The organism is Bradyrhizobium sp. ORS 375 (genome assembly GCF_000239775.1).
In the GTDB taxonomy this organism is placed as follows: domain Bacteria; phylum Pseudomonadota; class Alphaproteobacteria; order Rhizobiales; family Xanthobacteraceae; genus Bradyrhizobium.
Genome location: NZ_CAFI01000470.1, coordinates 35,510 through 56,298, shown reverse-complemented (window position 1 = coordinate 56,298; position 20,789 = coordinate 35,510). Strand labels below are relative to the sequence as shown.

General features: G+C 63.8%; 17 protein-coding genes and 1 tRNA gene. 5 read left to right on the top strand and 13 right to left on the bottom strand.

Annotated features, from left to right (window positions below; genetic code table 11):
• The first annotated feature begins 2 nt into the window (after positions 1 to 2).
• Together fmt and truA are read left to right on the top strand one after the other, a co-directional pair.
• Entirely contained in the window at positions 3 to 926 is a 924-nt protein-coding gene (gene fmt, locus BRAO375_RS32345) for a methionyl-tRNA formyltransferase (RefSeq protein ID WP_244423396.1), read from the top strand.
• Positions 927 to 1,041: 115 nt separating this feature from the next.
• Positions 1,042 to 1,779 (top strand): tRNA pseudouridine(38-40) synthase TruA, encoded by a 738-nt coding sequence (truA, locus tag BRAO375_RS32340; protein ID WP_009031650.1) that lies wholly within the window; start codon positions 1,042 to 1,044, stop codon positions 1,777 to 1,779.
• Positions 1,780 to 1,871: 92 nt separating this feature from the next.
• Here truA and dapE read toward each other — a convergent pair whose 3' ends face one another.
• The 10 genes from dapE to rpmH all read right to left on the bottom strand — a co-directional run bounded on the left by dapE (position 1,872) and on the right by rpmH (position 11,012).
• The gene (gene dapE, locus BRAO375_RS32335; protein ID WP_009031649.1) at positions 1,872 to 3,026 is read right to left on the bottom strand and encodes a succinyl-diaminopimelate desuccinylase; all 1,155 of its coding nucleotides are present in this window, start codon (positions 3,024 to 3,026) and stop codon (positions 1,872 to 1,874) included.
• A gap of 60 nt (positions 3,027 to 3,086) precedes the next feature.
• A complete protein-coding gene (gene dapD / locus BRAO375_RS32330; RefSeq protein ID WP_009031648.1) occupies positions 3,087 to 3,932 on the bottom strand; it encodes a 2,3,4,5-tetrahydropyridine-2,6-dicarboxylate N-succinyltransferase in 846 nt (281 codons plus the stop codon).
• 352 nt (positions 3,933 to 4,284) lie between these two features.
• Complete coding sequence (locus tag BRAO375_RS32325) at positions 4,285 to 4,980, bottom strand: pyrimidine 5'-nucleotidase (protein WP_009031647.1); 696 nt, start codon at positions 4,978 to 4,980, stop codon at positions 4,285 to 4,287.
• Between the two features lie 220 nt (positions 4,981 to 5,200).
• Positions 5,201 to 6,268 (bottom strand): DUF1036 domain-containing protein, encoded by a 1,068-nt coding sequence (locus BRAO375_RS32320; RefSeq protein ID WP_009031646.1) that lies wholly within the window; start codon positions 6,266 to 6,268, stop codon positions 5,201 to 5,203.
• A gap of 86 nt (positions 6,269 to 6,354) precedes the next feature.
• The gene (argB, locus tag BRAO375_RS32315; protein ID WP_009031645.1) at positions 6,355 to 7,251 is read right to left on the bottom strand and encodes an acetylglutamate kinase; all 897 of its coding nucleotides are present in this window, start codon (positions 7,249 to 7,251) and stop codon (positions 6,355 to 6,357) included.
• Between the two features lie 74 nt (positions 7,252 to 7,325).
• Complete coding sequence (locus BRAO375_RS32310; RefSeq protein WP_009031644.1) at positions 7,326 to 7,697, bottom strand: DUF423 domain-containing protein; 372 nt, start codon at positions 7,695 to 7,697, stop codon at positions 7,326 to 7,328.
• Positions 7,694 to 8,356 (bottom strand): ribosome biogenesis GTP-binding protein YihA/YsxC, encoded by a 663-nt coding sequence (gene yihA, locus BRAO375_RS32305; RefSeq protein WP_009031643.1) that lies wholly within the window; start codon positions 8,354 to 8,356, stop codon positions 7,694 to 7,696. Before yihA ends, BRAO375_RS32310 begins: the two co-directional genes overlap by 4 nt.
• A gap of 186 nt (positions 8,357 to 8,542) precedes the next feature.
• Entirely contained in the window at positions 8,543 to 10,411 is a 1,869-nt protein-coding gene (gene yidC / locus BRAO375_RS32300; RefSeq protein ID WP_009031642.1) for a membrane protein insertase YidC, read from the bottom strand.
• Positions 10,412 to 10,420: 9 nt separating this feature from the next.
• A complete protein-coding gene (gene rnpA, locus BRAO375_RS32295) occupies positions 10,421 to 10,846 on the bottom strand; it encodes a ribonuclease P protein component (RefSeq protein ID WP_009031641.1) in 426 nt (141 codons plus the stop codon).
• A gap of 31 nt (positions 10,847 to 10,877) precedes the next feature.
• On the bottom strand, positions 10,878 to 11,012 hold the full coding sequence (rpmH, locus tag BRAO375_RS36795) for a 50S ribosomal protein L34 (RefSeq protein WP_006609582.1): 135 nt from the start codon (positions 11,010 to 11,012) through the stop codon (positions 10,878 to 10,880).
• A gap of 505 nt (positions 11,013 to 11,517) precedes the next feature.
• Between rpmH and BRAO375_RS32285 the strand changes: the two genes are divergently transcribed.
• From BRAO375_RS32285 to BRAO375_RS35825, 3 genes are all read left to right on the top strand, one after another.
• Positions 11,518 to 12,993 carry a sensor histidine kinase gene (locus BRAO375_RS32285; protein ID WP_009031639.1) on the top strand — a complete coding sequence of 492 codons (1,476 nt, stop codon included), beginning with the start codon at positions 11,518 to 11,520 and terminating at the stop codon, positions 12,991 to 12,993.
• 253 nt (positions 12,994 to 13,246) lie between these two features.
• Positions 13,247 to 13,323, top strand: a tRNA-Arg gene (locus tag BRAO375_RS32280).
• Between the two features lie 831 nt (positions 13,324 to 14,154).
• Positions 14,155 to 15,579 (top strand): hypothetical protein, encoded by a 1,425-nt coding sequence (locus BRAO375_RS35825; RefSeq protein ID WP_052536181.1) that lies wholly within the window; start codon positions 14,155 to 14,157, stop codon positions 15,577 to 15,579.
• Between the two features lie 209 nt (positions 15,580 to 15,788).
• Here BRAO375_RS35825 and BRAO375_RS32270 read toward each other — a convergent pair whose 3' ends face one another.
• From BRAO375_RS32270 to BRAO375_RS36790, 3 genes are all read right to left on the bottom strand, one after another.
• Complete coding sequence (locus BRAO375_RS32270) at positions 15,789 to 18,953, bottom strand: UvrD-helicase domain-containing protein (protein ID WP_083842582.1); 3,165 nt, start codon at positions 18,951 to 18,953, stop codon at positions 15,789 to 15,791.
• Positions 18,954 to 19,587: 634 nt separating this feature from the next.
• A complete protein-coding gene (locus tag BRAO375_RS32265) occupies positions 19,588 to 19,830 on the bottom strand; it encodes a helix-turn-helix domain-containing protein (protein ID WP_009031634.1) in 243 nt (80 codons plus the stop codon).
• 659 nt (positions 19,831 to 20,489) lie between these two features.
• Positions 20,490 to 20,729 carry a helix-turn-helix transcriptional regulator gene (locus BRAO375_RS36790; RefSeq protein WP_085964575.1) on the bottom strand — a complete coding sequence of 80 codons (240 nt, stop codon included), beginning with the start codon at positions 20,727 to 20,729 and terminating at the stop codon, positions 20,490 to 20,492.
• Positions 20,730 to 20,789 lie beyond the last annotated feature (60 nt).

Here is a 20,789-nt window from a genome sequence, read left to right as displayed (position 1 = left end):
GCCTGATCTTCATGGGCACGCCGGATTTCGCCGTGCCGACCCTGCTCGAACTCGCCGGCCATGGCCACGAGATCGTGGCCGTCTACACGCGCGCGCCGAAGCCCGGCGGTCGCCGTGGTCTGGCGCTGGTGCCGACCCCGATCGAAACCGAGGCGCGCCGGCTCGGCGTCCCCGTGCTCACGCCGAAGACGCTGAAGACCGAGGAGGCATTGGCCGAATTCCGCGCGCACGAGGCGGATGCCGCCGTCGTCGTCGCCTACGGCATGATCCTGCCCCAGGCGATCCTCGATGCGCCCAGGCTCGGCTGCTACAATTTGCACGCCTCACTGCTGCCGCGCTGGCGCGGCGCCGCGCCGATCAATCGCGCCATCATGGCGGGTGATGCCGAGAGCGGCGTGATGGTCATGAAGATGGATGTCGGCCTCGACACCGGCGACGTCGCCATGGCCGAGCGGTTGCCGATCACGGATGCGATGACCGCCTCCGACCTGCACGACAAGCTCTCACGCATCGGCGCCGACCTGATGGTGCGCGCCATGTCGGCGCTGGAGCGCGGCGGGCTGACGCTGACCAGGCAGGCCGAGGACGGCGTTACCTATGCCGCCAAGATCGAGAAGGCGGAGGCGCGGATCGACTGGGCGAAGCCGGCGCACGCCGTGCTGCGCCATATCCACGGCCTGTCGCCGTTCCCCGGCGCTTGGAGCGAGGTCACGCTCGACGGCGAAACGGTGCGCCTGAAGATCCTGCGCTGCGCGCTGGCCGACGGCACGGGCGAGCCGGGCAGCGTTCTTGACGACCAGCTCACCATCGCCTGTGCCGACGGCGCCATCCGCGTCACCGAGCTTCAGCGCGCGGGCAAGGGCCCGATGAAGGCTGCGGATTTCCTCCGCGGCACCCCTGTCGCGCAGGGCCTGCGCTTCGGCTGACCACCACAGCTCGTCATGCGCGGGCTTGACCCGCGCATCCATCTCGCGAACAAGCTTCGTCCCTGGATGGATTGCCGGGTCAAGCCCGGCAATGACGGCGAACTCAGTAGAGGCGATGCCCCGCTACAAGCTCACCATCGAATATGACGGCGCGCCGTTCTGCGGCTGGCAGCTGCAGGAGACATTGCCGTCGGTGCAGGGCGCGTTGGAAGCCGCCGTTCAGGCCACGTGTGGCGTGGCCACCCGCGTGCACGGTTCCGGCCGCACCGATGCCGGCGTCCACGCCACGGGGCAGGTCGCGCATTGCGACATCGCCAAGGAGTTCCGCCCAGACAAGCTGCGCGACGCGCTCAACGCGCATCTGCGGCCGAATCCGGTCGCGGTGCTCGACGCCGAGATCGTGCCCGACGCCTTCGAGGCGCGCTTCTCCGCGCGCAAGCGGCACTATCGCTATCGCATCGTCAATAGGCGCTCCAATCTCGCGCTGGAGGTCGGACGCGTCTGGCGCGTGCCGCAGCGGCTCGACTCGGACGCGATGCACGTCGCCGCGCAGCGCTTGATCGGCAAGCACGATTTCACGACGTTCCGCGACACCGAGTGCCAGGCGAAGTCGCCGGAGAAGACGCTCGATCAGCTCGACGTCGTCAGGGACGGTGATGCGATCACCATCCTCACGTCCGCACGCTCCTACCTGCACAGCCAGGTGCGCTCGATGGTCGGCTCGCTGGTGTGGGTCGGGCAGGGCCGCTGGAGCGCCGATGATCTCGCCGCTGCGCTCGCTGCGCGTAGCCGCGCCGCCTGCGGCGTCGTGGCGCCGCCGGAAGGGCTGTACCTCGTCAAGGTCGACTACTGACGAAGAGTTCCGATCGGGACGCGATCAAGATCATCGTCGCGGAGACATCCTGGATTGCTTCGCCGCGCTCGCAATGACGAGCGGAGGGAGCGTTACGCAAAATAGCGATCGAGAATGCCGCGATAGATTTTCGTCAGGGTCGCGATGTCGGCCACCGAGGCGCGCTCGTCGATCTGGTGCATGGTCTGGCCGACCAGGCCGAACTCGATCACCGGGCAGTAGCTCGAGATGAAACGCGCGTCGGAGGTGCCGCCGGTGGTGGACAGCTCCGGCTTGCGCCCCGTCACCTCTGCGATGGCTGCCACCGCGAGATCGGTGAACGGGCCTGGCTTGGTCAGGAACACGTTGGAGTTCGACGGCAGCCAGTCGATGCGGGCGCGGATGCGGTTGCCGCAGGCCTTCGCCAGCCGCGCCTCGACCAGCGCGCGCAGCGACTCCTGCGTATGGCAGTCATTGTAGCGGATGTTGAACTTCGCCCGCGCCAGGCCGGCGATCACGTTGGTCGCGGTGTTGCCGACATCGACGGTGGTGAATTCGAGATTCGACGGCTGGAATTGCGCGCTGCCAGTGTCCAGCGGCTCGTCCGACAGCGCGACGATCAGGCGCGAGATGTCAGGCACCGGGTTTGACGCGCGGTGCGGATAGGCGACGTGGCCCTGCTTGCCTTCGACGATCAGCGTGCCCGATTGCGAGCCGCGGCGGCCGATCTTGATACAGTCGCCCATGACCTCCTGGTTGGAGGGCTCGCCGAGGACGCAATGGTCGAACTTTTCGCCGCGCTCGGCCGCCCATTGCAGCAGCTTGATGGTGCCGTTGATCGAGACGTCCTCCTCGTCGCCGGTGATGAGGAACGAGATCGAGCCCTTGGGCTGTCCACCATTGTCCCGGAGATAGTCGAGCGCCGCGGCGACGCTGCAGGCGATGCCGCCCTTCATGTCGACCGCGCCGCGGCCGTAGATGTAGCCGTCCTTCACCTCGCCGGAGAACGCAGGCAGGCTCCACGCCGCCTCGTCGCCGGGCGGCACCACGTCGGTATGGCCGGCGAAGGTGATATGCGGCCCCTCTGTGCCGATGCGGGCGTAGAGATTGTCGATGTCGGCGGTGCCCGCTTCGGAGAAGGTCACGCGGTGCGTCGTGAAGCCCGCATCTTTCAGCAGGGCTTCGAGCACGCCGAGCGCCCCGGCGTCGGCCGGGGTGACGGAGGGACAGCGGATCAGGTCGCGGGTGATGGTGAGGGCATCGGTCATGCCCTCCGCTTACCACGGGCCTTCGGGCGGCGGCTAGTCCGGCCGCCCGAGCCCGGATCGTCAGTCGCGCAGCAGCTCGTTGATCGAGGTCTTCGAGCGGGTGCGCTCGTCGACGCGCTTGACGATCACGGCGCAGGCCGTGCTCGGGCCGATCTGGCCGTTCTTCATCGGCTTGCCCGGTAGCGCGCCGGGGACCACGACCGCATACTCCGGCACCTCGCCGACGAAGGTCTCGCCGGTCTCGCGGTCGACGATCTTGGTCGAGGCGCCCAGGAACACGCCCATTGCCAGCACCGCGCCCTTGCGCACGATCACGCCCTCGGCCACTTCCGAACGCGCGCCGATGAAGCAGTCATCCTCGATGATGACGGGGCCGGCCTGCAGCGGCTCCAGCACGCCGCCGATGCCGACGCCGCCGGAGATGTGCACGCGCTTGCCGATCTGGGCGCAGGAGCCGACCGTCGACCAGGTGTCGACCATGGTGGCCTCGTCGACATAGGCGCCGAGATTGACGAAGGACGGCATCAGCACGACGTTCTTCGCGATAAAGGCCGAGCGGCGCACGATCGCGCCGGGCACGGCGCGGAAGCCGGCGTCGCGAAAGCGGTTCTCGCCCCAGCCTTCGAACTTTGACGGCACCTTGTCCCACCACGATGCCTGGCCGGGGCCGCCGGGGATTACGCTCATGTCGTTGAGCCGGAACGACAGCAGCACGGCCTTCTTCAGCCACTGATTGACGCTCCACTTGCCATCGGTGGCGCGCTCGGCGACGCGGGCCTCGCCCTTGTCGAGCAGTTCCAGCGCGCTCTCCACGGCGTCGCGCACCTCGCCCTTGGTCGAGGCCGAGATGCCGTCACGGGCGTCGAAGGCGCTGTTGATGGTGGATTCCAGGGCGGACAGTGACATCGGTCGATCCTCGCTTGGTCCCGGGTCGACCGGGATGGACGTGTAGAAGCTGGGGGCAGGGCGGCTTTTTCGGAGTTTGGGGCAGGCGAGTCAAGGCACCTACCGCCGTCGTCCCGGACAAGCGGAGCGCCACGCTGTCCGCTCATGCGAAGGCTCTCGCGCGCGAGCGCCGATCCGGGACCCATAACCACAGGGAGATGTGATGGGCAAATCCTGAGCCACTTGCGTGCCTCACTCATCCGCCTGTGGTTATGGGTCCCGGGTCAAGCCCGGGACGACACCGAATTTGGCGGACCGCCGTGGCGACCCATGAGTAGCCGGCCGGTCGCTTGTCCGCGACGACGCAAGCAGGCTACGCGGAGATCAGCCGCTGCAAGAATCCGGTCAGATCATCCGTCACATAATCGACGTGCGGATCATCGCGGCCTGACAGCTCCCAGTCCTCGCGCACCACCTCCTTGGTGCCGTCGGGCACCACCAGCACGGTGGTCATGCCGAGGTCGTGCGGCACCACGAGGTTGCGGGCGAGGTCCTCGAACATCGCCGCCCGGGTCGGATCGACGTCGTGCAGCCGCAAGAATTTGTCGTAGGTCTCGCGCGCCGGCTTCGGCGTCAGCTCGGCGGCCTTGATGTCGAACACGCCATGGAAATGCCCGGCGATGCCGAGCCGCGCCAGCACGGCGTCGACATGGTCGACCGAGCCGTTGGTCAGGATCAGCTTGCGCCCCGGCAGCTGCTCGATCGCAGCCCCCATCGCCGGATTCGGCTCCAGCGGCGAGTGGTCGATCTTGTGCACGTAGGCGAGGAAGTCGTCGGCGTGCACGCCATGCTCGGTCATCATGCCGCGCATCGTGGTGCCGTAGCGCTTGTAGTAATCCTTCTGGATCCGCCGCGCCTCGGCAGCGTCGACCTTGAGCCAGTTCGAGACGAACTCGCCGATCCGCGCATCGACCTGCTGCCACAGATTGACGTGATGCGGGTACAGCGTGTTGTCGAGATCGAACACCCAGGTGTCGACGTGATCGAAGGCGCGCGGGGATTTTGTCATGTCTGCTTCGATCCATTCTGCCTGGCATCATCAGGCCCGGCTGGGGCGTCAATCTCCGTCGTCGTCCCGGCGAACGCCGGGACCCATATCGCGGAATCTATCCTGAGGCGCGATGGCCGACGCCGGCGACCCACACCACGTCCGGTGGTTATGGATCCCGGCGTTCGCCGGGATGACGGCGGAGTTTTTGGCGGCGTTGCGGGCGACATCGACAGGCCCATCACGGCAACGCAAACCGCAGCGTCTTGCCGCCGCGGGTGATGTCGACGGCGGTGAAGCCGGTCGCGGTGAAGCCGCGGCTCGGGCAATCGCCCTGCTCGGTGGTCTCGAATTTGTTTTCGCGGGTGCAGAGCTGCACCAGGCCGCCCCAGTTCAGCGGCTTGTTCTTCAGCTTGATGGTGCGGTTCTCGTCGTCGACGGCCTCGGCGAAGCTGTAGACCTTCTTCGGCTGGCCGGAGATGTCGGGATGCAGGCACTTGCCGGCATCGATGCGATACCAGCCGCGGCTGACCACGGTGCGGCCGTCATCGGTACCGACCGCCGCCATCACCTTGTGCGGCGTGTCGTTGCACCAGGTGAGCCCCACCGGAGAGGGAGTCTGCACGGCATCGACCATCGTGGCGAAGAAGCTCGGCTGTGATACGACATCGGACGCCAGCCCGCGGCTCTTCAGGAACGCGGCGAGCGCGGCTTGCGTTTTCGGCCCGTCGACGCCGTCGATCGGCGAGGCGTCATAGCCGGCAATCCCAAGCAGCCGCTGGATGCCGGCGAGCCGCGCCTGCTCGTCGTCATATTCGGCGCTCTCGGCGAGATAGGCGATCAGGGTGCCGTCGTCGGTCTTGGTCGGCGTCACCTGCGTGAACGCCGCCGGCGTCTGCCCGGTGCGGCACTGCCGCGCGGCGGCGATGACGAAATTGTCGGACGCGGCCACGCACAGCTGATCATTGCCGTTCTCGGCGATCGGCGAGGCGCCATAAAGGCTGAGCGCACGCGCATGCAGCAGGATGCGATCCGCGGTCATCGTGCCCTGCAGCACCACCCGGCAGGTGGCGGGATCGAGCCTGAACCAGCCGCGCGTCGCGGTCGCCGCCTTCTCGTCGATGCCGATCGCGGCCTCGACGACGTAGCTCATGCGATTGCAGAGCTTGAGATCGGCGCGGGCGGGGGAGGCAGAGGCGAGAATCGGAAGAAGGAGTGCAGCCAGGGAGACTGCGAAACGAGCTCGGAGAGATGTTGGGTACCCAGCTCTCTCTCCGCCGTCATGGCCGGGCTTGACCCGGCCATCCACGTCCTTGTCCCCACCGCAAACAGCGTCATGGATGCCCGGGTCAAGCCCGGGCATGACGAGACTTGAGCGTATGGCGGCCCTGCCCGTCACTTGTGGATCAGCGTGCCCGTGCCCTGGTTGGTGAACAGCTCGAGCAGCACCGCATGCGGCACCTTGCCGTCGAGGATCACGACGCCCTGCACGCCCTGTTCGAGCGCGTAGATGCAGGTCTCGACCTTCGGGATCATGCCGCCGGAGATGGTGCCGTCGGCGATCAGCTTGCGCGCGTCCTTGATCGAGATTTCCGGGATCAGCTTCTTCGACTTGTCGAGCACGCCCGGTACGTCGGTGAGCAGCAGCAGCCGCTTGGCCTTGAGCGCACCGGCGACGGCGCCGGCGAAGGTGTCGGCATTGACGTTGAAGGTCTGGCCTTCCTTCGAGGTCGCCAGCGGTGCGAGGATCGGGATCAGCTCATAACCGATCAGCTGGTTGAGCAGGGTGAGGTCGACCTTATCGGGCTCGCCGACAAAGCCGAGATCGACGACCTTCTCGATGTGGCTGTCGGGATCGACCATGGTGCGGGTCGCCTTGACCGCGCGCACCATGTTGCCGTCCTTGCCGCACAGGCCGACCGCCTTGCCGCCGGCCTCGTTGATGTAGCCGACCAGCTGCTTGTTGATCGAGCCCGCCAGCACCATCTCGACGATCTCGATGGTCGCGGCATCGGTGATGCGCAAGCCGGCGGCGAATTCCGAGACGATGCCGAGGCGCTTGAGCATGGTCGCGATCTGCGGCCCGCCGCCGTGCACCACCACCGGATTGATCGCGGTCTGCTCGAGCAGCACGATGTCGCGCGCGAACGCCTTGGCGGTGTCCTCGTCGCCCATGGCGTGACCGCCATATTTGATGACGATGGTTTCGTCGTCATACTCCTGCATGTGCGGGAGCGCTTCGGACAGGATTCGGGCCTGATCGAGCGGGCTGATGGTGGTCGCGTCGGTCATGTCTGGGGGATCTCGGCTGTCGGAACGTCGCGCGCGGTTCTATCCGATTGCCGGGCGCGGCGCAAAGCGCCGGATCACGCCCGCCGCGGCCACACGGCAGCGACGGCGAGCACCAGCCAGCCGCCGATCTGCAGCATCCCGCCGGTCGGCGCTGCGAACGGAAACAGCCGGTCGCCGGCGAATTGCCGCATCATGAGATCGCCGGAGAAGAGAGCCGCACCGAGCGCCAGGCTGATCGCCGCAATCAGCCCGATGCGCCTGGCAACGACGCCGCGCTCGGCCAGTGCGACGGTGCCGAGCAGGGCGCAGGCGTGGAACAAGAGCATCGTCGAGGCGGTGGCGAGCCGCGATGCGTCGGCATCATGCGCGGCCTTGGCCGCCAGCGCCACGCCGGCGGCGCCCATCAGACCAGCCCATGCGATCAGGATGCGCCACAGCGCGGTCATGCGCCGCGCTCCTCGAGCAGCCGCGCCATGGCGGCGCGCAGCTCGGGCATGCCGGTGCCGGAGCGGGACGACGTCGCCAGCACCTGGGGGAATGCCGCCGGATGCCTGGCGAGCGCGGCTTCGGTCTCGGTGATGCGGCTCGCGAGCTCGGCGGACTTGATCTGGTCGGCTTTGGTCAGCACCAGCTGGTAGCTGACGGCGGATTTGTCGAGCGTCTTGAGAATGTCCTGATCGACCTCCTTCAGTCCATGGCGGGCATCAATCAGCACATAGACGCGCGCGAGCGAGGACCGTCCGAGCAGGAACTGGTGGATCAGCTCGGTCCACGACGCGACCTTGGTCTTGGCGGCGGCGGCGTAGCCGTAGCCGGGCATGTCGACCAGCCGCAGCGGTGCGTTCGCAGGTCCTTCGAAGAAGATCAGCTCCTGGGTGCGGCCCGGGGTGTGCGAGGTGCGCGCCAGCGCGTTCTGGCCGGTCAGCGCATTGATCAGGCTGGATTTGCCGACATTGGAGCGGCCGGCAAACGCGATCTCGATCTGCCCGGACATCGGCGGCAGGCTCGCGATCGACGGCGAAGCATGGGTGAAGCGCCAGGCCTGCGCGAACAGCCTGCGGCCCTTCTCGATCAGGCGCTCATCCGCATCGGCGCTGGTGGTCATGAATGCTCTCGCCTCGCCATTGCGAGCGAAGCAATCCAGGGTCACAAGGCAGGTCTGGATCGCCGCGCTACTCGCAATGACGGCTGTTATTGTCCGCTGTCATTCCGGGGCACGCGGAGCGTGAACCCGGAATCTCGAGATCCCGGGTTCGATGCTCCGCATCGTCCCGGGATGACGTCGCTCATCTCACGCCGGCTTCTTCTTGAACGTGCCTTTGATGTTGTCGAACAACTCCACCTTCACGCCGTTGCGATGCATGATGAAGCCCTGCTGCAGCACCGAAAGCGTGTTGTTCCAGGCCCAGTAGATCACGAGACCGGCCGGGAAGCCCGCGAGCATGAAGGTGAAGATCAGCGGCATCCAGTTGAAGATCATCGCCTGGGTCGGATCCGGCGGCGTCGGGTTCAGCTTCATCTGGAACCACATCGTGATGCCCATGATGATCGGCCAGATGCCCAGCGCGAGGTAGTGACCGAACAGCGGCAGCTGGGTCGGATCGAACGGGATCAGGCCGAACAGCGTGAACAGGTTGGTCGGATCCGGGGCGGAGAGGTCCTTGATCCAGCCATAGAACGGCGCGTGCCGCATCTCGATGGTGACGAACAGCACCTTGTAGAGCGAGAAGAACACCGGGATCTGCAGCACGACCGGCAGACAGCCGGCGACCGGGTTGATCTTCTCCTTCTTGTAGATCTCCATCATCTCCTGCTGCTGCTTCATCCGGTCGTCCGGATAGCGCTCCTTGAGCGCCTGCAGCTGCGGTTGGATCGCCTTCATCTTGGCCATCGACGCGTAGGACTTGTTGGCCAGCGGGAAGAACAGCAGCTTCACCAGCACCGTCACCAAGAGGATCGAGATGCCGAAATTGCCGAAGAAGCGGAAGAAGAAGTCCAGCGCCAGGAACATCGGCTTGGTCAGGAAGTAGAACCAGCCCCAGTCGATCAACAGATCGAAATGGTTCAGCCCGAGCTTCTGGTTGTAGCCGCCGAGCCCGCCGAGCGGGAAGTTGATGCCGACGACGCCGGCCTCCTTGGCGCCGGCGAACAGCCGGGTCGAAACGCTCGCCGAGCCGCCCGCCGGCACGGTCTGCGGGTTCTCGACATAGTCGGTCTGATAGCGGTGCTGGTTGTCGACCAGCTTCGAGGAGTAGTTCGCCTGCAGGCGGGCGTCCGTCATCGGCAGCAGCGCCGCCGCCCAATATTTGTCGGTGATGCCGAGCCAGCCATTGGTGACGTCGAACTTCGCCGCCTTCTCGTCGTCCATCTTCTTGTAGGTGAACTCCTGCAGGCCCTTCTCGCCGAGATAGCCGATCAGGCCTTCGTGCAGGATGTAGTAGCCGGAGACGTGCGGCGTGCCGTGGCGGGAGATCAGGCCGTAGGGATACAGCGTGACCGGCGCGTTGCCGGCGTTGGTGACGTCGTCCTTGATGGTGAAGAGATAATGATCGTCGACGCTGATGGTGCGCTGGAAGGTCAGGCCATCGCCATTGGTATAGGTCAGCTTGACAGGGGTCGACGGGGTCAGCGCATTCGAGCCGTCCTGCTGCCACACCGTGTTCTGGTCGGGCACCTGCACCTTGGCGCCGGCGGCGTTCACCCAGCCGAACTCGGCGTAATACGGCTCGGCGGTGTTCGACGGCGAGAACAGCACGATCGCCGGCGACTTGGGGTCGACCGTCTCGCGATACTGCACGAAGGCGAGGTCGTCGATGCGCGCGCCCTTCAGCGAGATGCTGCCGCTCAGCCGCGGCGTATCGATCTTGACGCGCGGGTTGGCGGCGATCGCGGTCTCGCGTGGCACCACACCGGCGGCCGTGGCCGTTGCGCCGCCCGGCGCGCTCGGGCTGCCCGAGGCGGCGGCGTTCGGTTGCGGCGTGGCGGACGGCGCGGTGCTGTCGGGCTGGGTGGCCGGAGCCTGCTTCTTGGCGAGCTCGGCCTGCATTTGGGCCTGGGCGCGCTGCTTCTCCATCTGCGGTCCGTTGTAGAAGACCTGCCACAGGATCAGCACGAGGCCGGACAGAAGAACGGCGAGGATGGTGTTGCGATTGTCGGTCATCGTTTTTTCTTATCGTCTCGTCGTTCGATCCGGTTGACGGGAATGCGCGTCCGGCGCGGCAGTGTGTCGCCGTTTCGCATCCGACGGTTTGTGCGGCTGCGGCTTGGCCTGCGGCCGGTCGAGGCGGCGAAGTGTCGCCTGGAGGTCGGCGAGCATGGTTTGGAAATCGCGTGACAGCGCATCCCGCCGGCCGACCAGCACATAGTCACTGTGCGGCCGCATCGTCAGGGGATCGAGCCGCTTCACAAGCTCGCGCAACCGCCGACGGATGCGATTACGCTCCGTGGCGGTGCCATTCTTCTTGGTGACGGTAAAGCCGATCCGGACCGGGCCCTGATCGCCACGCTCTCGGCGCTGGACCACGAAGGCAGGGCTGTTCGCCCGCGCGCCATCGGCAACGGCGAGGAAGTCCGCCCGCTGCCGCAGCCGATCCATGATGGAAATCTCCGGGACGGACGCCCTGGCGTCAGGCGCTGAGACGCTTGCGGCCCCGGGCGCGACGCGCGGCAAGAACCTTGCGGCCGCCGGTGGTGGCGAGACGGGCGCGGAAGCCGTGACGGCGCTTGCGCACCAGTTTGCTGGGTTGATAGGTCCGCTTCACGGTCGATCTCCGCTGACGGGCAATTTGCCAGTTGACAACTTGCCGGCTTGAATTGTCGATTGATGTCCGGTGATGCTTTCGGGCCCAAAATGGACCGCTGCCGGCCCAGAAATCGAGCCGCTCCCGGGCGGGCCGGGTCATCGCGGACGGTTGGCGCGGCTTATAAGGGAGCCTCCTGGCTTCGTCAATCGCGGCAAGGCGTCGCCTGGGATACGACGCGGCAGCGGCCGGAGCCTCGTCAAGGTCCTGGTAACACGCGCAAGGCCAGCGTCGGCCGCGATAACAAAGAAGCGCAGGATTGGGGAGCCCGGAGGAGCGCGAGAGAAAAGATACCGCGCAACGAGGGGCGATCTCGAAGAAATGTCGGAGGGGATCGCGAGCGTTTGGGTTCCATTCTGAACGGATTGGAAACCGTAACATGAGCGAACCGTAATTTGACGGGACTCCGGTGCAGTCCCATCTTGCGCACCCGTAAGGGTGGGGGTGTCTCTTACAAGGGCGATACGTGACGGAAAGCGACAACCAGCCGATTCTGGAGCGCCTGCGACCGAAACGGTCGCGCCGGCTCGGCTTGTCCGGGAAGCTGTTGCTGCTGACCATTCCCCTGGTGATGATCGCGGCCGTTCTGGTCTACGTGCCGGCGATCGCGAACTTCTGGACCAACCGGCTCAACGACCGTCTCGCTGCGGCCAACACCGCCGCGCTGGTGCTCGACGCCGCGCCTTCCGGCATGGTGCCGGATTCACTGGCGCGCCAGATCCTCACCTCGATCAATGCCAGGGGCGTGGCGATCAAGATGGGCCAGCAGCGCCGTCTGCTCGCCAGCGCCGACCTGCCCGCGTCGATCGATCATGACTTCGACATGCGCGACATGACCGTCTGGTCGTCGATCGTGAACTCGCTGAAGATGATGACCGAGACCGGCGATCACACCATGCGCGTGATCGGCCCGGCGCAGGGCCGCGCGCAGTTCATCGAGGTCGTCACCGACGAGAAGCCGCTGCGCAAGGCGATGTACCGCTTTTCGCGCAACCTGCTCGGCGTCTCGCTGCTGCTGGCGATGCTGACCGCGGCGCTGGTGTATTTCGCCCTGCATTTCCTGTTCGTGCGGCCGATGCGCCGCCTCACCGCGAGCCTGGTCGGCTTCCACGAGAATCCGGAGAGCGCGGCGCGAATCATCGTGCCGAGCCAGCGCTCCGACGAGATCGGCGTCGCCGAGCGCGAACTCGCCGACATGCAGCGCGATCTCGTCTCGATGCTGCATCAGAAGAGCCGGCTCGCCGCGCTCGGCCTCGCGGTGTCCAAGATCAATCACGACCTGCGCAACCTGCTGGCCTCGTCGCAGCTGTTGTCGGATCAGCTCGCCAGCGTGCCGGATCCGCGGGTGCAGCGCTTCGCGCCGAAGCTGATGCGCTCGCTGGAGCGCGCCATCGCCTTCTGTCAGTCGACGCTGTCCTACGGCAAGGTGCAGGAGCCGGCGCCGGACCGCCGCATGGTCGGGGTCGAGCAGGTGGTGGCCGAGGTGCGGGAAACCGCGGGGCTCGCGCCGGACGCCTCGATCACATGGATCAGCGCGATCGAGCGCGGGTTGAAGATCGACGCCGATCCGGACCAGCTGTTCCGCGTGCTGCTCAATCTGGTGCGCAACGCCACCCAGGCGCTGGACAGCCTCGCGGCCGATGCCGGGGTGCGCCAGATCCGCATTACCGGCCGGCGCGAAGGCGCGGTGACCATCCTGGAGGTGTCGGATACCGGGCCAGGGGTGCCGGCGAAGGTGCGGGAGCACCTGTTCGAGGCGTTCCGCGGCGCCGGCCGGCCGGGCGGCTCGGGCCTGGGCCTCGCCATCGCCGCCGAGCTGGTGCGCGCCCATGACGGGGATATCCAGCTGGTCGAGGGGACATTGGGGGCCACGTTCCGGATCACGATTCCCGATCGGCCGGTCGAGCTGCAGACCTTCTGGACCGAGCGCGCCAGCGCCTAGCCGGCGCACTCGCGCCTGTCGATCCCGCGGATCCGGGCCGGGCCCTCGTCGCACCTCGCCGGACTGGCGATCCTGGCCCACCCGCCCGACATTGAACCCTTGCGGAAAAATGCTCGCAAAATGTCTGGCTCCAGCCTTGCCAAGTGGCCTCCGAGCCGTTAGTCAGAGGCCCTTCGCGAGGCCAGCCGGCATTTGCCGCTCCGGCCTTCCGGGATCCGGCCGTCGAGGCCTGGAGCCCGCCACAGCGAAAAACGCGCCCGTAGCTCAGCTGGATAGAGCATCAGACTACGAATCTGAGGGTCGGACGTTCGAATCGTTCCGGGCGCGCCAGTTATCTTCTTCAATAATCGTCGGTTTTTTGCTTTGGCCTAAAATGGCCCATGCTAAATTTTTCATTTAGTCTGGGTTTTAGTCTGGGGAAATTTTGATCTCGACGCGAGGTAGGTCTTCGCTCGATTGATCTGTCGGACCCGCAAACGTCTTCCTACGATCTTGCCGTCTTCGTCTTTCGCTTTCCAAATTTCGCGCTATGGAGGCTTCCTCGCGACAAGCAGCCTATGACCAACCTTGGATCCGACCCCGCGACCCGATCGCTCCTGTTTTACCGTCTCGATCGATATCGTTCGTTACACCTCGATTGACTCTCAACGCTGAAATAGGGGTTCAATTCTCATAGGAAGCGCCAGTTCTGCCCAACCGCCATTGATTTTCTTGGCTTTTTGGGCGGTTCTACAAAATCGGCAGATTGCCTTTGACGAAAGTCGTTCGCCTTGTGTCCTTCAAGGCGCGCCAGAGCATGGACCGCGAGCCTCGCCTGATCAGCCTCCTCAGTGCATCGCTCAGCCTCTGCAAGAGTCGTGTGGCCAATGGCGGACGTGATCATCTTCGCCGTCGCCCGAGCCTCCGCTAATCGACGGACGGTCGCCTTCCGCAGGCCGTGCGGCTGACAGCCGAACAGCAGCCTGCGTTAGTGACTGCGTCGCGCATTCAATGGCTAAAGAAGCAGAGCTGACGCCGTGCGTTCGCCTGATCCTATCAAGTGGTACGACGAGATAGCGCAAAGAATTTCTACATATCGCGATTTCGCCAGTCGGAGGAGGGCAGGTCGAGCCTGTCGGTCGCGAAGTAGCGCTTAAGCTTGCAGTCGGGCAATATACGTACATGCGGCGAATCGTATTTTACTCTTGGCAGTCGGATCTGCCGAACTCCACCAATCGCGGCTTTATCCAGCGGGCGCTTGAATTCGCAGCCGCCGCTATTGCGGGTGACGACACTGTTGCGGTGGAACCGGTTGTCGACCGCGATACCGAGGGCGTTGCCGGTTCGCCCGATATCGCAGCAACGATCTTCGCGAAGATCGCTGCTGCGGATGTGGTTGTCGTGGACGTTTCCATAATTAACAAGGTCGCAGGCGGGCGCCCGACGCCCAATCCAAATGTATTGATTGAACTCGGATATGCCCTAAGAGCGCTCGGCTACGAACGGATCATCCTCGTGTTCAATCGAGCGTATGGTGCGATCGAGGATCTGCCATTCGACCTCCGAACGCGTCGAATCCTCGCGTATGAGGTGTCAGAGGACGCAACAGGGAAGTCTACTGTTCGCTCTGATCTCTCCAAACGGTTGGACGCCGCGCTGCGGGCAGCGCTCGCAGGAGTTCCGCAAGTCGAAGATGAACCGGCGGTTCTTGCGGCTGTAGCAGCAATAGAAGCACAGCAAGGAAATCGGATGCTCGTCTTACGCCGCAACCTTGCGGCGATCCTGCAGCAGTTAGATGCCTTGAATCCGACGAAAGCTTCTGCGGGTGGCAAGATCGAGGAACTAGAGAAGGCCTTGAACGAAAGTCAAGAGCCGATACTGGAGTTTTCAAAGATCGTCGAGGTTGTCGCTGTAATGAACGACGCCGAGGCCGCTTTGGAATGCTATCGGTGGTTCGGCAATATTCTTGAGCGATACCATCTGCCAGAGGGATGCAGCGGGACGTACAGCGAAGCCGACTTTGATTTCTTCCGGTTCGTGGGTCATGAGCTCATGGTCACGCTCTTTGCGTGCCTGCTGCGTGAAAATCGATATGCCTTGATCGCGGAGCTGCTGCAAGAGCCGGTACCCGTACGCTATCACCGTAGAACTGGCGGTCCAGGCAATCGCGAATGGTCCGATGCCTCCTCTCACACTGGTATGCTCGGCGGAGCTAGCCAGCAGCGTCAGAGGATTTCCGTCCACGCTGATCTGCTGCATGAAAGACATTCGTCTGGCAGCTTGGCCGCGATCGTGCCGGAAGAGAATTTCATTGCTGCTGACTTCTTTCTGTTCTTGCGCGGTGAGCTGGCTCCGGAGGAGCGTGGGCCGCACTTTGCTTGGCGTCCATGGAGCAGCCTATATATGAAAGGTGTGCCGCGTTTCCTGCTCGACGCCGAGCGAAAAGCTCGTGCTGCAGAACTCGCGCAAACGTTGAGTGTGCCATCAGTCGACGAGCTGAAGAAGCGGCTCTTGGAGCGCGGGCATGAGCTCGGCCGTCTGTTCAATATCGGGTGGTGGGACTACCCGATTAGTGAAAGCGACGTGCAGCGTATCGGCAGTCGATGAGCAAGTAAACTCTGCCGAATTATTGCCAGTTCGATCAATCAAAGGTACCAAGAAGCGCCCGGTACTTTCTCTCTCAATAAGATTGTGACTTCGAAAACGCAGATCAACGTAACCGCTAGGCGACCAGAATTATCAAGCACTCAAGCTTCTCTACCCAAAGGACACTACCGACACTAAATTTTCCGATCTGCCAGAGTGCGGACGCCCCATCACGTTGGGTCTGGACGATCGCCGATATCGACAGGTATTGGCCTCCCTCGTGTCGTGAGGTTTGAGAACTTGCTGTATATAGACGTCAGGCATGACTTGGCCCCCATCGAGCGTGTCATTCGGGTTTTCAGTGCCGACCGTAATGACGAAGTCAAGCTCTTGGCGGTAGATGCCGCCGAAACCGTTATCGACGCCACGTTGCGAAAACGAAAGTGCGGGCCACTGCCCAGCCAGTGGGCGCCTACTCGCTCTTTGCGTAGAGTTGCGCCGGCGGATTCGGCTTCATTCGGGGCGACGTCGCTTTTCCAGTCGAATACGACCTGTCCTTCGTCGTCGTGCGCGACGGCATCGGCTCGACCCGCGACGAGATGGTCGGCGGACGCGGCGGCGTAAATCGGCACTTCAGCGACCATACGTCCACGATATGCGATGATGTCCGGAAGGTGCAGCGTCCCGAGCGCGGTCGTTGCGATTTCTGCCGCTTCGATGACAGCTCCGGTCGGCGACATCGACGATAGTTGAGCGAGCAACTCCGCCGACCGGCTGGTGACGACAGCCACGTCCTCCTCGATTTCTCCGGTGATCAGCTCCTCCATGAATTTGTGCAAGAGGATACCGCGGATATATCCGCCCTCGATCGCCGCGGCAGGGCTGACCGGTCCCTTGCCACCCGCATCTGGAGACAACGGAGCGGTGATCACGTCCGGGTCGCCGTCGCTGGGCTTGATCCAACGCACGTGTGGCGCCGCATCGATGCGAGATCGTTCCTCCGCGAAGATCTGCGCGCTCTGGAGGTTGATGGCCGGCGGCTGCGACACGATCGGCGAACGCGGGAAGCGGCCGATATTCAGTTCCGGGATCGTGTCGAGCTTGAAATCCAAGACCTTCGCCCAGGAGGCGTCGTTGCTCCATGTGAAGTCCGGTATGACTAGAAGCTCCATCGCGCGCGTGCACGCCACGTAGAGCAGTCGTACGTTCTCGTCCCTCTTCTCGGCCTCTTCGGTCTGCAGCGCTTCTCCCAACCCAGGCGGCACGATCTGCCCCAAAGCCCAGTGTAGGCTCTCGTCGCGCCGCCGATGCACGAAAGCTTCCGCCCTTCGCGGCATGGAGGCTCGGTTGATCGGAATGACGACCGGCCATTCCAAGCCCTTCGAGCTGTGCACGGTGACGATCTCGATGGATTGGCCGTCCGCCTCGATCATGCCTTCCGGCGAGCCCGATCCGCCCGACCACTCGTCGTCCACGTCCCTGGCGAATTGAACGAAGCCGCGCACGTCATAGCTGCGCGCGCGCTCGATCAGGCCGTCGATATTCGCGAGAGAACGGGCGGCCTGGTCGGCACTGCGCGCCGCGACGACGGCGCGGATCTGCAGCCGCTCGATGGCCTCCGCGAGGATCGAAGCGGGCGTCGTGCCGTTCATGCGCCGGCGCAGGTCTCCCAAGATCGACAGCACCTCACGCGCCACCGGATTTCCGATAGTGGTCGGGTCGGTTCGCAGCGACAGACCGACGATTCTGTCGCCTTCGGCCGGTATGCTCGCCGTGATGTCGAGCAATTCTTGTTCTGTAAGGCCTACGAGCGGACCCCGCAGCAGGGCACCGAGAGCCAGCGTATCCCGGGTATCGGCCAAGGCGCGGATCAGGGCCACGAGATCCTGGGCTTCTTGACGCTTGAAGAGGTTCTTGCCGGCCTGGGAGGCGAACGGCAGACCTGCTTCCTCCAGCGCGCGTTCGTACCGCCAGAGATCCGTCGACACCGGAGCCAGCAATGCGATGTCGCCCGGTCGCAAGCGCCGTCTCTCGCCATCGTTGAGTTCGATCTCGAGATTGCCGATCAGCCGCGCGCATACCCCGGCGACGACTTGTGCCTCTTCGTCGCGCGCGCCGTCGACTTTCGTCTGCGGAGGAAGCTGAACGGAGACTTTAGCCACGCACGGCACGCCGCCTCGGACGTCGTCTCGGGTGTTGCGGAGCGCGACGTAGCCGGCGTCCTGGGACGACAGCCGTTCCTCGAAACAGCGATTGACGTGATCCAGGATCTGGCCGCGGGAGCGGAAGTTGGCTGTCACCCGGAGGATGTTGTCCGGAAATTGTCTCGCGATCGCGTCGCGCACCACGAGATAGGTCGCTAGGTCGGCGCCACGAAAGCGATAGATGGCTTGTTTCGGATCGCCGACGACGAAAAGATTTCCCGGCGTCAGCGACCGCTCGTGCCAAGCGCATGTGATGTCGGACGTTCCGCACAACAGGAAGATGATAGACGCCTGGACGGGATCGGTGTCCTGAAACTCGTCTACGAGCAGATGCCCGAATCGCGCCGCGGCGGTCGTGCGGACGATGGCGTTGTCGCGCAGCACGGCCCGGCACGTAAACAGGAGATCGTCGAAATCCAGTACGGCGGCTCGCCGCTTGAACGCCTCGTATTGCGTCAAGACTTCTTCGATCTCGGCGGAGAACGTTCCGATGATCGCGGTCGCGATCCGCCCCATCAACGTGCCGTAGGCCCGCTTGCATCGCGCGAAGTGTTCGTCCGCCTCGTCGGCCAGCCGATCGCCGTTCTCCTTCCCGCCTGCCTTCTTCCACAAGGTCCGTCGCTGATACTCCCGCAGATCGAACGTTCCCTTCCGCATGATCGGAAGCCACGCGGGATGGGCCAACGTCCATAGACCTTCGAAGTCGGGCATGGGATCGAAGCGTCCGCGGAAATGCGCCACCAAGGACTCGAGCGCGACGATGTCCGGATCGGCTTCTGGCGGCACGTCGACCCCATCGCACCACCGGCGGAATTCGCGCACGGCTTCCGCGAGGTCTAGGTCGGCATCGGAATCGAGGTCGGCGGGGAGGGGGCGTCCGGACCGATAGCGTCGGCGGAATTTCGCGAAGCTGCAGAGCAATCCTTCGGCTCCGATCGGATCCCGGCGCGCGACGGATGCGATGGGATCGCCCGTCGACGTCGGCGCGTCGCGATCCAGCCGGCCGCGCCACCATCGGTCGAAGATCGCGTCGAAGGCGAAATCGGCCTGATCCCCGTCGAGGATTTCCGCACCGGGATCGATTGCCGCTTCCACCGCGTATGTGAGAAGGAGATCGTGACAGAAGGAATGGATCGTTCCGCACGTAAGCTCGTCGAGCCGGTCCGCCGCGGCGCAGTCCGCCTCATGGATGATTTTCTACGCAGCCAGCCGGGAAAGCCCACCAATGGTCCTGATCCTACAGAAGTGCGCCTCTTCTACGTTGCCCTGACCCGCGCAAAGGAGGCCGTTGAAGTCCCGCAGAGTGTTTTATCGCTGATGAGATGATCAACGTCTCGCGGGCACAATTAGATGCTAGGGCCGTCGAGCAATTTGGAATCTCAGTCGCTTAGCGTCGGTTAGTGTGAGTAGAACGGGGGGCGGCCAGCAGTTGTCGGCATTCTGCCGTGTTGGCCCCGGCGGCCCATGATGACGAGCAGTAGTCGGCCAATGGCGTCGTCGTATCTGCCCAGGGTTCCCTAGGGAGCGAACGCCAGCCCTCTTCTCCTCGAGGGCGCCGACATCGGTTCGGTGGCCGAGCTTTGTGACTGCGGCTATGCGTGCGGGTTACTACTGCGCGCGACGTCGTCACTTCTTGCACAGTCTCGTACGTGAGCGATCATCGCGCAGAGCTTCAGCCAATCTGGTGTGCCGCCAAGCCATTCGCAAGCTACCAACCGTCCATCGACGTCTAGCTATTTATACGTCTTAAACGTGCTCGGTCATTTTTGTTCCTGGGACAGCAGATCAGCTAAAATGCACAAAGGAATACTGTTGTCCCGAAGAGCTAGGCGTCCAACAAATCTGGCTTCAGCAACTTCCAAACCTCGATCTTTAATGCCTTGGCGATCTTTTCGATGTTGTCGATCGACACATTCCGTTCGCAGCGCTCTACCGAACTGACGTAGGTTCGGTTGATCCCAGCGTCGTGTGACAGCGTCTCTTGGCTAATACCCTGGGCCGCTCGCAACATTCGCATGTTACGGGCCAGGATCTCTCTTGCTCGGCGTCTATGGGTTCGCTTTTCCACGACGCATATCCAGCCGATTGACGATTATGAGGCGACTTGCTATAGGTATCAAAATGATGACTATGAGGTACATTGCTCCCCGATTATGCACCTCGGGGTGCTGCTAGGGGCAAACTTTGAATTTGGAGCAGGTTTCAGATCATGGGGAATATCCGAGATCTGCCGCGCTGTAATCGCCGAGCGTTGCGTCGAAGGCGGCACGACGCGAAGCTGCTGGCGCTCGGTAAGCAATATGATGCCGCAACTCGAGAGCTTTCGTCCTTGGAAATGGATGAAGCTGCTTCGATGGCTCGCATCGAGGCCTTCTTGGCTAGCATGGAGCCTATGGAGCGAGCAATCCTAGCAACTCCAGCTGATGGTATAGAGGGGATCGCGGTAAAGGCTCGTCTGGCAGCCCACATTGTCTCGCACTACTGGACCGTGTCACCGGATTGTCTAGACCTCGAAGCCCGAGCGTTTCGGCTCCTGATCGACGCCGTGTGCAGCGTCGCAGGAGTGTCGCTTCCCTTCGCGGTGAGACCAGCGCAGGTCGATCCCTCTAAAGTTTCGAAGCGTGGCTAATACTTGCAGGACGACTCGCGGAATGACCATGGAGCAGAAGGTTCGCGGCAGTGATCTCCCTGGATAGCCGTTGCAGAAACCGACCGGCTATCTTGCGCTCACCCGCGTTCCTGCAACAGTGCTTCTCTACTCGTCATCGAGTCTAATGTTGGACGCCATCTGACTGGATCCGCGATCCAACAGTTGATCTCGAATTCGTGCCAGCCTGATCCGTTGATGCTGATTTTAATCTGCGGTGGAAACGTGCCTTCGGCGATCTCGCGGTAGATGGTGGATCGGGACAGCCCGGTCCGGGCGAGGACGGTTTTCATCCGGATGATACGGTCTGGTTCGCGCACGGCGGCGATGCCTCTTGCTGGGTGTTTCTGAGAGCTTCTAAGACCAGACAGGCAAACACT

Excerpts from the sequence above, each read along its gene's own strand:
- dapD (WP_009031648.1), bottom strand. The coding sequence starts at position 3,932 with ATGTCACTGTCCGCCCTGGAATCCACCATCAACAGCGCCTTCGACGCC.
- argB (WP_009031645.1), bottom strand. The coding sequence starts at position 7,251 with ATGACCGACGCGACCACCATCAGCCCGCTCGATCAGGCCCGAATCCTG.
- BRAO375_RS32325 (WP_009031647.1), bottom strand. The coding sequence starts at position 4,980 with ATGACAAAATCCCCGCGCGCCTTCGATCACGTCGACACCTGGGTGTTC.
- BRAO375_RS35825 (WP_052536181.1), top strand. The coding sequence starts at position 14,155 with ATGCGGCGAATCGTATTTTACTCTTGGCAGTCGGATCTGCCGAACTCC.
- rnpA (WP_009031641.1), bottom strand. The coding sequence starts at position 10,846 with ATGGATCGGCTGCGGCAGCGGGCGGACTTCCTCGCCGTTGCCGATGGC.
- dapE (WP_009031649.1), bottom strand. The coding sequence starts at position 3,026 with ATGACCGATGCCCTCACCATCACCCGCGACCTGATCCGCTGTCCCTCC.
- yidC (WP_009031642.1), bottom strand. The coding sequence starts at position 10,411 with ATGACCGACAATCGCAACACCATCCTCGCCGTTCTTCTGTCCGGCCTC.
- yihA (WP_009031643.1), bottom strand. The coding sequence starts at position 8,356 with ATGACCACCAGCGCCGATGCGGATGAGCGCCTGATCGAGAAGGGCCGC.
- BRAO375_RS32310 (WP_009031644.1), bottom strand. The coding sequence starts at position 7,697 with ATGACCGCGCTGTGGCGCATCCTGATCGCATGGGCTGGTCTGATGGGC.
- truA (WP_009031650.1), top strand. The coding sequence starts at position 1,042 with ATGCCCCGCTACAAGCTCACCATCGAATATGACGGCGCGCCGTTCTGC.